This is a genomic window from Enterobacter sp. FW301-JW81 (assembly GCF_058788735.1).
This window is the reverse complement of record NZ_JBYTBA010000005.1, coordinates 228,638-241,238: the sequence shown is the minus strand read 5'-3', so window position 1 is coordinate 241,238 and position 12,601 is coordinate 228,638. Positions and strand designations below refer to the sequence as shown.

Below are 12,601 nucleotides of genomic sequence, written 5' to 3'. Positions count from 1 at the left end.
AGAACCTCGTTAACGATCACAGCTTGCCCCCGCCATGGTAATGGCCTGGTTCTGGCTTTCAGGCGATAAGCGATAGTGAGCGCGACACTTGGACTGCGCCCCGTCGCCCCACTGGATCAGCAGTTCGCCTTCCAGCGGCAGCCCACTCAGGTATATTTGTCCGTCATCCCCCACCATGCTGGTCACGCCGCTTTGGGTTTCACGGACCACCGCGCCGAACGGCACGGGCTGGTTACCGCGCGTCACCGTCAGCAGGGCACGCACGCCAATGCGGGTATCGAAGCTGGCGCGCACCAGCGCACCTTTGGTCGGCACCACGCTGCTCACGTTATTTTCGATATCGGTGTTGTTGCTCATGGTGTTGGTATCCAGCGCCACGCGGTTATAGCGGTAGACGGTGGCATACGGCATCACCGCATAGCCTCGCCAGTCGGTTCTCACGCCGGTCTGGTTTTCGACGCTAACGCCTGATGCCCCCGGGGCTTTGATCAGCACGTTGGTGTCGCCCAGCGGCTGGCTAAAGGTCACGCCGTCAGCATGGCCGACCACCCCGCCGGAGAGCTGCCAGTTGAGATCGTGCTGGTCGCGGCTGTAGTTGTAGCCCACGCCCAGCGTGCCGTAGGTCGCCTGCCAGTTGGCGCTGGCGCTCCCGCTTGAGCCGTTGGAGCTAGCGTGTCCCTGGGTCACGCTGTAGTTCAGGTTGCGATCCTCCAGCAGCGTGCCGCTGACCCCGGTCTGCCAGCTTGTGTCGCCATCGCTGTTTCGGCTGGCGGATGCCGTGGCGTAGGCCCTGTCGATAGCGCTGTCCCGGCGATAGCCCTGACGGGTAAAGAGGCTGAACGGCACGGAAACGTTAAACGACGCGATCCGGTCAGTACCGTCGATCCCGACGGATTTGTTCCACGATAACGAAACGGAGTAGTTAACCCCCTTCACGCCACCCGCATACCCCAGCTGATACCAGAGGTTCGTCTCGTCCGTTCCCCAGTAGGTCTGCTCGCTGCCGGAGATGTACACCGAGCCGTAATCTCCCAGCGACTGAGAAACGTTGAGCTGGAAGCGGCCTTTTTTATTCCACGTCAGGTTGTGATAGCTCTGCACGTCCGGCACATCGTTATCGTCCTGGCTGTCGGCATACTGATAGCCTTCCATCGAGCGCCAGGCGACATCGTCCAGGGTATAAAACCCTTTTGTGGAGTAGCGGTAGCCCAGCAGCTGGAAGTTGGTGCCGAAGCCGTTAAGGGATTTCGCGTAGAGGAAGCGCAGAGACTGCCCTTCATGTTTGCTGTCGTCCGCGAGCTGGCTGCGGGCATGGGTGATATCAAGCGAGACCGCGCCCCAGTCGCCGAGGTTTTTACCGGCCCCGATGGCCACCGCGGTATAGCGTGACGCCAGCTGCGTCCCGCCGTAAAGCGTATAGCCGTTGGCAAGGCCGGTAATCAGGGTGCCCTGGGTGAAGAACGGCGTATCCTGATCGCTATTACCGCTGCGGTAATCCCCCGCGACGAGGTCGTACTTCCAGCGCCCTTCACGCTGCAGGAGCGGCACGGTGGAGTACGGCACGGTATAGCGCTGCGGGGAGCCGTCTTTCTCTTCGACCGTCACCTCAAGGTCACCGCTTGAGGAGGTCGGGTTGAGGTCGGTAATGGCAAATGCGCCCGGCTGCACGTAGCTTTGATAGATAACGTAGCCGTTCTGACGCACCACCACCTTGGCGGGCGTCCGGGCAATTCCGCGCACGGTCGGTGCGTAGCCCTGAAGGCTGTCCGGATACATGCTGTCCGACGAGAAGAGCCGACCGCCGCGAAAGCCCACGCTGTCGAAAACGTCATTTCCGGTATTGCTGTCGCCCAGCACCAGTTCACTTTTCAGCGGAATAACGGTGCGCTGCGCCCAGGTGCCAATATTCTGCCACTCGCTGTGCCGCTGCCCGTTATTCTGCGTGTAGCGCCACGCGCCGTTGTTACGTAAACGCCAGGCGCCGTAGTTCAACCCGCTTTGCAGGTTCAGATAGTAGCTATCGTCCTCGCTTCCCCGGTTGCCCGTGAAGCTGTAGTTCACCAGTGCGGCGGGGATGCCTTCATCCCACTGTTCAGGCGGAATGTAGCCCCGGGCGCTGTTCTGCAAAGCCACCTGCGGCAGGCTGACGTTCAAACGCTGCGAGGCAAAGTTGAACACCGTTTCGCTGCCGGGAATGGCCGTAGTCAGCGGAACGCAGGTCTCGCCCTGCACGTTAGCCAGCTCGGGAAACGCCGCGGCATTGACGCCAAAGCGGTCGAGCATCGCGCGGGTAATACACGGCGACAACCCTCCCGCCACCGGCGGCGTGTTGTCGGCCTGCTCAAAACGCACGTCCTGGGTACCGATAAACTCATCGTTACGCCAGATATCCACGCGATAAACGCCGGGTGCCTGCTGGTGTCCTTGTTCAAAACGCGACAAATCCGCCACGCTGGCGGCGTCGTCGGACAGGAAGGCCGGGTTGAAATAACTTTCGCTCCAGCCAGCCTGCGGCCAGAGCGCCGCCATCAGCGCCAGTGCAACTGGGCAGTAACGTCCCTGGTGGTTTTTCATCGCCCTGACTCTGCTCACAGGTTAACGCTACGCGCCGGCGTGATGGCACCGTAGTCATTCACGCTCTGCCAGGAAAGCGTGCCGCCGGCACCGGCTGGCAGCACCTGCTGTGCCGAGCTTTTCGGCGCAACCATCAGGTTATCCAGCGTCTGTCCGCCCAGCTTCACGTTGACCAGGGTGATGTAATACGGAGACGCGTTGCTGACTTTAAGATGGTTGCCGGCACGCTCAAACCGCAGCTGGGAAAGCGCCTCTTCCGGCTGCATCGCCAGGTTGTTCGGGCGCACAAACAGCTTGATGCGCGAGAGGATAGCCAGCTGCAGCACGTTATTGTTTTCAGTTTTGGCTTTATTTACTGACGGGATCGCCTTCACGTTCATGTAAAAGAGCGATTCGCGATCGGCAGGCAGTGCAGGTCCGGCGTAAATAATACGCAGTGTGTTTTCGCTGTCCGGCTCGCTCACAAACAATGGCGGGGTGACGGCAAAGGTTTTTTCTTTTTGCCCGTTCGCATTTTCGATCCATGCGTTAATTAAATAGCGTTCTTGTTTGTTGCTGTTGGTGATAGCCAGCGATGTTTGCTTCGCGTCGGCCGGGTAAATAACGCGCGTGGCCCCCAGCGCAATACCGCCGGACGCATTCGCGCATGCAGAAACCATCATCAAAATAAACGATAAAAAAAGTCCTGGTTTAATTAGGGTATTCATCACAACCGTACCTTTAATATTGTGTTCGCAGGTGTTATGGATAAATCAGCGTAAACCAGACATCCGACTGAATTTTGCCTGGCTCGAGGTGTTCGGAAATAGCCCGATAGCGGGCGCTAAAATGGAACGCCAGCTCGCGGGTATCGACCGGCAGCCAGCTAACGGCCGTGGCATTCGGGATAATCTGACGCTGCTGTTCGTCAAAGAGCGCCAGCCCAACGCCGCTGCTGACAGGTGTTTCACCCGGCCGCGATGTCGCCAGAAAGACCTGCGGATCTTCTGCGGGTGTGACGCCCTGAAACTGGATCCCCACGGTGCGCGAGACATCAACGCTGCAGTCCAGCAGCCGCACGGTGAAAGGCACATTTACGGTGGAAAAGCTGCCCACACCGGAAAATGAATTGGTTCGGTACTGCCCCATGTCGATGCGCATATTCTGGCTATCCGGCGCCACGGCGCAGCCGCCGTTCACCAGTTCACCTCTGAGATGCACTTTGCCGCCTTCGATCACCACGGTATGCGCCGATACCGGGCCAGCCATCGCAAGGGTTAACAGCAGTAGTGTTCCGGTCCTTGTCATCCTTCGTTCCTGGCATTTGCGTATGACGGGCCTCATCCGTGAGGCCTGAACATCCCTGTGCGGAGGAATTACTCGTATTTCATTACGAAGGTGGCGTCAGCGTTCGCCTGGCCTGGCTCGGTGGTTGCAGCCGTTGATTTATAACGCGCGGTGAACTTCAGGGTGTTAGTCCCTTCGATCAGCGTCTGCGCGGCAGAGAAGGTTGCACCGTCCGGCGTCAGAACGCTGGATTTGCTGTCGAGGATCTCGATACCTACGCCCTTCGCGGTGTTGTCGTTGCTGCCGGAGGAGACTGCCAGCAGAGTTTTGTCGGTTGGGTCGATCTGACCGGTGAACGCAACGGCTGCAGTTTTGGCTACCAGCGGATCGCAATCGTTCAGTTCAATATTGAATGGAATATTGGAGGTGGTGTCGCCCACTTTAGTGAATTTCGCGGTACGATACTGACCCAGATTAACGGTCTGCTCGGAAGAATCAGTATTTACTGAACAAGCAGCATTAACCAGCTCACCTTTAAAATGTACGGTACCGCCATTTACGGAAACCGGGGTAGCAGGATCTGCTGCATTTGCGGCACCCGCAACCAGGGCCAACGTAGCAATAACAGTAGAAGCAATGTTGCTGAGTTTCATGTCTATTCCTTTAAAATGTAAATAACCCTTCCCGCGAATAATCGGGAATAAGAAATACGTTCAATTGATTAATTGAAAGCTTATTTCGGAGGAGACAAAGTAGCTCAGGACGCGTTTTTTAAATATGTCAAAACGCTGCCATTTCGCCAGGTCACATCCTAATCCCGCCTAGGAAATTGACCATCCGTTAAGAAGGGTTTTTTCGCCTCACTGATAAAAACGCGTAAAGGGTGACTGACAGCGGCGCTCGCTTCTGACAAAATACATGCAATCCCCCCTTTCAAACGTTACAGACGGAATCTTCTCTCTGATGGCAGCAAAGATTATTGACGGTAAAACGATTGCGCAGCAGGTGCGCTCTGAGGTCGCGGAAAAAGTGAAGGCGCGTAAAGCCGCCGGAAAACGCGCCCCCGGGCTGGCCGTTGTGCTGGTTGGCAGCAACCCGGCATCGCAGATTTATGTCGGCAGCAAGCGCAAAGCGTGTGAAGAGGTCGGCTTCGTCTCCCGCTCTTACGATTTGCCGGAAACCACCAGCGAAGCAGAACTGCTGGAACTTATTGACACCCTGAATGCCGATAAAGAGATCGACGGTATTCTGGTTCAGTTGCCGCTGCCGGCAGGTATCGACAACGTGAAGGTGCTGGAGCGTATCGCACCCGATAAAGACGTTGACGGTTTCCACCCTTACAACGTTGGCCGCCTGTGCCAGCGCGCGCCGCGTCTGCGTCCGTGCACGCCGCGCGGTATCGTGACGCTGCTGGAGCGTTATAACATCGACACCTACGGCCTGAACGCCGTGGTTATCGGCGCGTCCAATATCGTGGGCCGTCCGATGAGCATGGAGCTGCTGCTGGCCGGTTGCACCACCACCGTCACCCACCGCTTCACCAAAAACCTGCGTCACCACGTAGAAAATGCCGATCTGCTGATTGTCGCGGTCGGTAAGCCGGGCTTTATTCCGGGCGAATGGATTAAAGAGGGTGCGATTGTCGTGGACGTCGGGATTAACCGTCTGGAAAGCGGCAAAGTGGTCGGCGACGTGGTGTATGAAGATGCCGCGGCTCGCGCCTCTTACATCACGCCAGTGCCGGGCGGCGTAGGCCCGATGACCGTGGCAACACTGATTCAGAATACGTTGCAGGCATGCGAAGAATATCACGACGTAGAGGACGCGTAAGATGGCGACTTTTTCATTAGGTAAACATCCGCACGTTGAGCTGTGCGATCTGCTGAAGCTGGAAGGCTGGAGCGAAAGCGGCGCGCAGGCGAAAATTGTTATCGCCGACGGGCGAGTAAAAGTCGACGGCGTGGTAGAAACGCGCAAGCGCTGCAAAATTGTCGCGGGCCAGACCGTGAGCTTTGAAGGACAGAGCGTGACCGTTACGGCCTGAGCCGTCTGATGCCCGGTGGCGCTGCGCTTACCGGGCCTACGTACTGTTTCCGTTTGTAGGCCGGGTAAGGCGAAGCCGCCACCCGGCAATTTCTCTCACAATCCCCTCACACCCATCACGGTTATTTATCGATCAACTTCAAATAATCACTATTTCCTCTGTTGAAAAATGAAAATTCGGTTGCGCGTTTTTCACTCTTTGCCCACGATAAGTAGAACGTTCTACTAAAACGTTCTACTTACAATAACAGCGCCAAAAAAAGCGCTTCTCGGGGGAAATCAGCATGAGTCTGATATCAGGGTTTGTTAAATCGCTGTCTAAGTTATCGATGATTGGTCGCGCCTTAATGCTGCCAATTTCACTGCTTCCCGCTGCGGGCCTGCTGCTGGCCTTCGGCGATAAGTTTCATCTGCCGCTGATGATGAACGCGGGTGGGGTTATCTTTGATAATCTGCCGATGCTGTTTGCCATTGGCTCTGCCGTCGGTCTGGCATCGGAATCCGGCATTGCGGCGCTGTCTGCGGCGGTCTCGGTGTTTGTCACGAATATCACCATCAGCACCGTACTGAGCATCACGCCGGAAATGGCCTCTCAGGGCGGAAAATACGCCATGGTCGTCGGCATCCCGACGCTGCAGATGGGCGTCTTCGGCGGCCTGATCTGCGGTATTCTCGCGGCCTGGTGCTATAACCGCTTCCACACCATGCAGCTGCCGGAATTCCTGGGCTTCTTCTCCGGCAAGCGCTTCGTGGCGATTGCAACGGCGTTCCTCTCATTCCTGATGGGGCTGCTGCTGCCGTACGTCTGGCAGCATATTCAGGCCGGTATCGACGCGCTCTCGGTGGTGGTTAACGGCGATAACCAGGCGGCGTCGACCTTTATCTTCGGTCTGGTGGAGCGCGCGCTGATCCCGCTCGGTCTGCACCATATCTGGTACCCGTCTTTCTGGTATTCGTTCGGGGATTACACCACCCAGGCCGGCCAGGTTATCCACGGCGACCAGACCATCTGGTTCAAGATGCTGGAAGAAGGGGTGAAATCCTTCAGCAGCGACACCTATCAGAACGCCGGTAAGTTCATGCAGGGTGAATTCCCGCTGATGCTGTTCGCGCTGCCCGCCGCGTGCCTGGCGATGTATCATGAAGCCCATACGAAGAACAAGAAAATCGCGGCAGGTATTCTGTTCTCCGCGGCGCTCACCTGCTTCCTGACGGGGATCACCGAACCGGTTGAGTTTACCTTTATCTTCGTGGCGCCGATTCTCTACGTCTTTAACGCCATCATGGCGGGTCTGGCGTATATGACCATGTATCTGCTGCATGCGCATATCGCCAAGTCGTTCTCTGCAGGCTTTATCGACTATCTGTCATTCGGGATCCTGCCATCCTTTAACGGTTACAAGACCAACTTCCTGAATGCCATTATCATCGGCATTCCAATGGGCCTGATCTATTACTTCACGTTCCGCTTTGTGATCCGCCGTTTCGACGTGAAAACGCCGGGCCGCACGGAAGTCACCGCCAACGCGGATGAGAAGTCTGATTCCGAGCTCGCAACCGAGATCATCACCCTGCTGGGCGGAGCGCATAACATCGACTCCGTCGGCTCCTGTATCACCCGCCTGCGCCTGGAAGTGGCAAAAAGCGAGGCGGTAGACAGAGACGGCCTGAACGGGCTCGGCGCGCGCGGCGTGGTCTTCGTCGGCGACAATGGTATACAGGTGATTTTCGGTGCCAGAGCACAGTTTATCGCCCAGACCATGTCCACCATGATCGGCAAATAATAAGATGCCTGAAAGACGCGTCTCCTGTACGCTGGGCGACGTGTCTTATCTGGCTGATTATCGGTAAATTTCAGGGAGCGGTTTTGAAGAAAGTCAGCATTATTGATGTCGCAAAGCACGCGGGAGTGTCGGTCTCTACCGTCTCGCTGGTGCTACGCCAGAAAGGGAAAATCTCAGAGGCGACGATCGGGAAGGTCAATGCCGCCATCACGACGCTCGGCTATGTTCATAACGTCGCCGCTGCCAATCTTCGCGCCAACACCTCCAATCTTATCGGCCTGATCCTGCGCGACTTCAGCGACAGCTTTTCCATCAAGGTGATGGCGAGCATCGTCCAGGAGCTGGAAAAACAGGGATATATGGTTTTTCTCGGCCAGCCGCAGAACGACGCAGACCATCTTGAGCGCTGCCTGCTGTCGTTTAAGCAGCAGGGCGTCGCCGGGGTTATCTATCTGGCCTCGGACACCCGCACGTCCACCCTGCCGGAACAGATTCGCCGCTTCCCGCTGCCGCTGGTGGTGGTTTCTCAGTCCCTGCTGGATGAAAAATGCAACCTGGTGATGCGCGATAATCGCCAGGCGGCAAATCTGGCGGTGCGTTATCTTATCGAGCGCGGCCACCGCAATATCGCCTACATTGGCGGGCGTGATGGCTGCCTTATCCGCGAGCAGCGCCTGCTCGGCTTTCGCAGCGCGATGACGCAAAACGGCCTGGTCTGGCGCGATGAATTCTCGCCGGCCTGCAGCGATGACACGCTGGCCGCGGGTTTCGCCACCCGCCAACTGCTGGAAAAAAACAACACCATTACCGCCCTGCTCTGCCACTCGCCGGATGCGATGATCGGTTCCATCTCCGGTATTCATCAGGTCGGACGTACGGTGGGTAAAGATGTGTTTCTGACACAGCAGGTCGCGCTGGTCGGTTTCGAAGATATGCTGCACGTTAACCTCACCTCGCCGTCATTTACCTACGTCTCGTCCGCCAGCGAAGAGACGGGGCGCCAGGCGGCCGGGCTGATTATTCGCACGCTGAAGGAGCCGACGCTGCAAACGCAGCGTATTACGCTCTCCGGGCAGCTTATCGCGCGCGAGTCGGCGTAAATCAGAATTTAACCAGGCTCGGCTGTGTAGCATTCACTGCTATAGTTCCATGATTTGCCACGGATAAATACGATGCCTACCGTTATTACTCACGCTGCTGTTCCGCTTTGCCTGGGCTTAGGTCTGGGAACAAAAGTTATTCCTCCCCGCCTGCTGTTCGCCGGAATTGTCCTCGCCATGCTGCCGGACGCCGACGTGCTGGCGTTTAAGTTCGGCGTCGCTTACGGCAACGTTTTCGGCCATCGCGGCTTTACCCACTCCCTGCTGTTTGCCTTTGTGGTGCCGATACTCTGCGTGCTGATCGGCCGACGATGGTTCCGGGCAAGCCTTACGCGGTGCTGGCTGTTTTTAACCGTGTCATTGCTGTCGCACAGCCTGCTGGACTCCATTACGACAGGCGGGAAAGGCGTCGGCTGGCTGTGGCCGTGGTCAGATGAACGCTTCTTTGCGCCGTGGCAGGTGATCAAGGTCGCGCCGTTTGCGCTGTCACGCTATACCACGCCGTACGGGCACCAGGTCATTCTCTCTGAACTGATGTGGGTGTGGCTGCCGGGTGTGGTGCTGATGGGGTTGTTGTGGTGGAGGCGGAGGTAAAAGCAAAACGGCAACTCACGTTGCCGTTTTTAGTGTTTGCACCCTCTCCCTGTGGGAGAGGGCTGGGGTGAGGGCATCAGCGCGCACCAGACTTACTTACGGCGCCAGGTGGTTCCCTGCGGGCCATCTTCCAGAATGATACCCATCTCGGTCAGACGGTTACGCGCCGCATCTGCCGCCGCCCAGTCTTTCGCCTGACGCGCTTCCAGACGCGCTTTGATCAACGCTTCAATTTCCGCCACTTCACCGTCGTCCGCCTGCGCACCGCTCTGCAGGAACGCATCCGGCTCCTGCTCCAGCAGGCCAAGCACGGAAGAGAGTTTACGCAGGTGCGCCGCCAGTGCATTTGCTGCTGTCATATCCTCTGACTTCAGGCGGTTCACTTCGCGCGCCATGTCGAACAGCACGGAGTACGCTTCCGGGGTGTTGAAGTCATCGTTCATTACCTCAACAAAGCGTGCTTCAAACGCTTCGCCACCAGCGGCAGGAACAGACCTGTCGGTTCCGCGCAGCGCGGTGTACAGACGTTCCAGCGCCGAACGCGCCTGCTTGAGGTTCTCTTCGCTGTAGTTCAGCTGGCTGCGATAGTGGCCGGACATCAGGAAGTAGCGCACGGTTTCCGCGTCGTAATACTTCAGCACGTCACGCACGGTGAAGAAGTTGCCCAGCGATTTAGACATCTTCTCGCGGTCAACCATCACCATCCCGGAGTGCATCCAGTAGTTAACGTACTCGCCGCCGTGGGCGCAGGTGGACTGCGCGATTTCGTTTTCGTGGTGCGGGAACATCAGATCTGAACCGCCGCCGTGGATGTCGAAGTGTTTGCCCAGCTGTTTGCAGTTCATCGCGGAGCACTCAATGTGCCAGCCCGGGCGGCCTTCACCCCACGGGGATGGCCAGCTTGGTTCGCCCTCTTTGGACATTTTCCACAGCACGAAGTCCATCGGGTTGCGCTTCACGTCAACCACGTCAACGCGCGCGCCGGCCTGAAGCTGGTCCAGGTCCTGACGGGAAAGCGAACCGTAGGTGGGGTCGGTCGGCACCGAGAACATCACGTCACCGTTGTCCGCCACGTAGGCGTGACCGCGTTCGATCAGCTTTTCAGTGATGTCGATAATTTCGTGAATATGGTGGGTGGCACGCGGCTCGCTGTCCGGACGCAGAATATTCAGGGCGTCGAAATCTTTGTGCATCTCGACGATCATACGATCGACCAGCGCAACAAAGCTCTCGCCGTTCTCATTAGCGCGCTTGATGATTTTATCGTCGATGTCGGTGATGTTACGCACGTATTTCAGGTTGTACCCCAGGAAACGCAGGTAGCGCGAAACCACGTCGAAGGCGACAAAGGTACGGCCATGGCCAATGTGACAGAGATCGTAAACCGTAATACCACACACGTACATGCCGACTTCCCCGGCATGGATAGGTTTAAATTCCTCTTTTTGGCGCGTCATTGTATTAAAGATTTTTAACATCGAAGATTCCATGTAAACACGTGTGTGGTTGAAAACCGGGTATTCTACCCGTAATTCAAACCCGAAGCAGCACACAATGCAAGGTGATCGCATCCTGTGGTTATGCTATAACAAGCCCCTATATATGACCCGAACGCGGGTCGACGTACCACAATAACGGAACAGGATGCAAAAATGGTTACTTTCCACACTAATCATGGCGATATCGTAATCAAAACCTTTGATGACAAAGCGCCTGAAACAGTTAAAAACTTCCTGGACTACTGCCGCGAAGGTTTCTACAACAACACCATTTTCCACCGCGTGATCAACGGCTTTATGATCCAGGGCGGCGGTTTTGAACCTGGCATGAACCAGAAAGAAACCAAAGAAGCGATCAAAAACGAAGCGAACAACGGCCTGAAAAACACCCGCGGCACGCTGGCGATGGCCCGTACTCAGGCGCCTCACTCTGCGACCGCGCAGTTCTTCATCAACGTGGCTGATAACGACTTCCTGAACTTCTCCGGCGAAAGCCTGCAGGGTTGGGGCTACTGCGTATTCGCAGAAGTGGTTGAAGGTATGGACGTGGTTGACAAGATCAAAGCCGTCTCTACCGGCCGCAGCGGCATGCACCAGGACGTTCCTAAAGAAGACGTTGTGATTACAAGCGTGACCGTCAGCGAGTAATTCGTGGCGACACTCTTTATTGCAGATTTGCATCTGCAAACAGAAGAACCGGCGATCGTCGCCGGTTTTCTGCGTTTTTTACGCGGTGAAGCCAAAAGCGCCGATGCGCTGTACATCCTGGGCGATCTCTTTGAAGCCTGGATCGGCGACGACGATCCTAACCCACTGCACCGTGAAATGGCTGCGGCCATAAAAGCGCTGGTTGATTCCGGCGTCCCCTGCTACTTCATTCACGGCAACCGTGATTTCCTGCTCGGCAAGCGCTACGCCCGCGAAAGCGGTATGACGCTGCTGCCGGAAGAACAGGTGCTCGACCTCTACGGCCGAAAGGTGCTGATCATGCACGGCGATACGCTCTGCACCGACGATACCGGCTACCTGGCGTTTCGCGCCAAAGTCCACACCCCGTGGATCCAAACGCTGTTCCTGGCCCTGCCGCTGTTCATCCGCAACCGCATCGCCGCCAGAATGCGCGCGGGCAGTAAAGCTGCCAACAGCAGCAAATCCATCACCATCATGGACGTTAACCCGCAGGCAGTTGTCAACGTCATGGAAAAGAACCGCGTGCAGTGGCTCATTCACGGCCATACCCATCGTCCTGACGTGCATTCCCTTATCGCCAACGGCCAGCCCGCACACCGCGTGGTATTGGGTGCCTGGCACAGCGAAGGATCCATGGTCAACGTCACGCCTGACGGCGTAGAGCTGATCGCTTTTCCGTTTTAATCCTCGCGCAAAGTTAATTCAATTTAATTGAACAATATCGGCAAATTGTTTCGATTTTAATCAGTCCATGGTCGGTCTATTATTTATCACATCAGGGCAACACGCCCTATCCCAGATAAATTACTTAAGGAATACGACCATGAAATCCATCAAAACTTTCGTTGCAGTTACTGCTCTTTCTCTGGCTTCTTTCGGTGCTTTCGCGCAGAGCGTCAGCGCAACCGGCTCAACCCTTGACCGTGCAGAAGCGAAAATTGCTGCACAGGCCGCTGAACAGGGTGCCTCTTACAAAATCACCAGCGCACAGTTCAACAACCGCGTGCACATGACCGCAGAACTGACTAAATAATGATTGCCGCACAACGAA

Annotated in this window: 13 protein-coding genes; 8 read left to right on the top strand and 5 right to left on the bottom strand. The window is 56.6% G+C overall.

Translation table 11 applies throughout. From position 1 onward, the window contains the following. Window positions 1-9: 9 nt before the first annotated feature. The 4 genes from AC3WOK_RS16825 to fimA form a co-directional block, all read right to left on the bottom strand. Complete coding sequence (locus AC3WOK_RS16825) at window positions 10-2,574, bottom strand: fimbrial biogenesis usher protein (protein WP_492354833.1); 2,565 nt, start codon at window positions 2,572-2,574, stop codon at window positions 10-12. 14 nt (window positions 2,575-2,588) lie between these two features. Then, a complete protein-coding gene (gene fimC / locus AC3WOK_RS16820; RefSeq protein ID WP_047347217.1) occupies window positions 2,589-3,281 on the bottom strand; it encodes a type 1 fimbria chaperone FimC in 693 nt (230 codons plus the stop codon). 34 nt (window positions 3,282-3,315) lie between these two features. Next, window positions 3,316-3,861 (bottom strand): type 1 fimbrial protein subunit FimI, encoded by a 546-nt coding sequence (fimI, locus tag AC3WOK_RS16815; protein WP_047347218.1) that lies wholly within the window; start codon window positions 3,859-3,861, stop codon window positions 3,316-3,318. Window positions 3,862-3,929: 68 nt separating this feature from the next. After that, complete coding sequence (fimA, locus tag AC3WOK_RS16810; RefSeq protein WP_059312326.1) at window positions 3,930-4,493, bottom strand: type 1 fimbrial major subunit FimA; 564 nt, start codon at window positions 4,491-4,493, stop codon at window positions 3,930-3,932. A 310-nt stretch (window positions 4,494-4,803) separates the two neighbouring features. Here fimA and folD point away from each other — a divergent pair, with 310 nt between their 5' ends. The 5 genes from folD (at window position 4,804) to AC3WOK_RS16785 (ending at window position 9,361) form a co-directional block, all read left to right on the top strand. Then, window positions 4,804-5,670, top strand: coding sequence for a bifunctional methylenetetrahydrofolate dehydrogenase/methenyltetrahydrofolate cyclohydrolase FolD (gene folD / locus AC3WOK_RS16805; protein WP_045328445.1), 867 nt, complete (start codon window positions 4,804-4,806; stop codon window positions 5,668-5,670). 1 nt (window position 5,671) lies between these two features. Continuing rightward, window positions 5,672-5,884 carry a ribosome-associated protein YbcJ gene (ybcJ, locus tag AC3WOK_RS16800; RefSeq protein WP_023310640.1) on the top strand — a complete coding sequence of 71 codons (213 nt, stop codon included), beginning with the start codon at window positions 5,672-5,674 and terminating at the stop codon, window positions 5,882-5,884. Between the two features lie 283 nt (window positions 5,885-6,167). After that, window positions 6,168-7,667: a PTS transporter subunit EIIC gene (locus AC3WOK_RS16795; RefSeq protein WP_059312327.1), complete on the top strand. Its 1,500-nt coding sequence runs from the start codon at window positions 6,168-6,170 to the stop codon at window positions 7,665-7,667. A gap of 83 nt (window positions 7,668-7,750) precedes the next feature. Next, window positions 7,751-8,767, top strand: a complete 1,017-nt coding sequence (gene malI / locus AC3WOK_RS16790; RefSeq protein ID WP_492354832.1) for a Mal regulon transcriptional regulator MalI — start codon at window positions 7,751-7,753, stop codon at window positions 8,765-8,767. Window positions 8,768-8,839: 72 nt separating this feature from the next. Then, window positions 8,840-9,361, top strand: coding sequence for a metal-dependent hydrolase (locus AC3WOK_RS16785; protein ID WP_047347221.1), 522 nt, complete (start codon window positions 8,840-8,842; stop codon window positions 9,359-9,361). Window positions 9,362-9,453: 92 nt separating this feature from the next. Here the strand turns inward: AC3WOK_RS16785 and cysS are convergent, their stop codons facing one another. After that, a complete protein-coding gene (gene cysS, locus AC3WOK_RS16780) occupies window positions 9,454-10,839 on the bottom strand; it encodes a cysteine--tRNA ligase (protein ID WP_447855200.1) in 1,386 nt (461 codons plus the stop codon). 174 nt (window positions 10,840-11,013) lie between these two features. On the opposite strand from cysS, the gene ppiB reads away from it, so the two are divergent. The 3 genes from ppiB to AC3WOK_RS16765 all read left to right on the top strand — a co-directional run bounded on the left by ppiB (window position 11,014) and on the right by AC3WOK_RS16765 (window position 12,583). Further along, window positions 11,014-11,508, top strand: coding sequence for a peptidylprolyl isomerase B (gene ppiB / locus AC3WOK_RS16775; RefSeq protein WP_010428247.1), 495 nt, complete (start codon window positions 11,014-11,016; stop codon window positions 11,506-11,508). 3 nt (window positions 11,509-11,511) lie between these two features. After that, window positions 11,512-12,234, top strand: coding sequence for a UDP-2,3-diacylglucosamine diphosphatase (gene lpxH, locus AC3WOK_RS16770; protein WP_492354831.1), 723 nt, complete (start codon window positions 11,512-11,514; stop codon window positions 12,232-12,234). 139 nt (window positions 12,235-12,373) lie between these two features. Next, entirely contained in the window at window positions 12,374-12,583 is a 210-nt protein-coding gene (locus AC3WOK_RS16765; RefSeq protein ID WP_059312330.1) for a YdgH/BhsA/McbA-like domain containing protein, read from the top strand. The last annotated feature ends 18 nt before the right edge of the window (window positions 12,584-12,601 follow it).

Coding starts and splice junctions, on each gene's coding strand:
- AC3WOK_RS16825 (WP_492354833.1), bottom strand. CDS start 2,574: ATGAAAAACCACCAGGGACGTTACTGCCCAGTTGCACTGGCGCTGATG.
- fimC (WP_047347217.1), bottom strand. CDS start 3,281: ATGAATACCCTAATTAAACCAGGACTTTTTTTATCGTTTATTTTGATG.
- fimI (WP_047347218.1), bottom strand. CDS start 3,861: ATGACAAGGACCGGAACACTACTGCTGTTAACCCTTGCGATGGCTGGC.
- fimA (WP_059312326.1), bottom strand. CDS start 4,493: ATGAAACTCAGCAACATTGCTTCTACTGTTATTGCTACGTTGGCCCTG.
- folD (WP_045328445.1), top strand. CDS start 4,804: ATGGCAGCAAAGATTATTGACGGTAAAACGATTGCGCAGCAGGTGCGC.
- ybcJ (WP_023310640.1), top strand. CDS start 5,672: ATGGCGACTTTTTCATTAGGTAAACATCCGCACGTTGAGCTGTGCGAT.
- AC3WOK_RS16795 (WP_059312327.1), top strand. CDS start 6,168: ATGAGTCTGATATCAGGGTTTGTTAAATCGCTGTCTAAGTTATCGATG.
- AC3WOK_RS16785 (WP_047347221.1), top strand. CDS start 8,840: ATGCCTACCGTTATTACTCACGCTGCTGTTCCGCTTTGCCTGGGCTTA.
- cysS (WP_447855200.1), bottom strand. CDS start 10,839: ATGTTAAAAATCTTTAATACAATGACGCGCCAAAAAGAGGAATTTAAA.
- ppiB (WP_010428247.1), top strand. CDS start 11,014: ATGGTTACTTTCCACACTAATCATGGCGATATCGTAATCAAAACCTTT.
- AC3WOK_RS16765 (WP_059312330.1), top strand. CDS start 12,374: ATGAAATCCATCAAAACTTTCGTTGCAGTTACTGCTCTTTCTCTGGCT.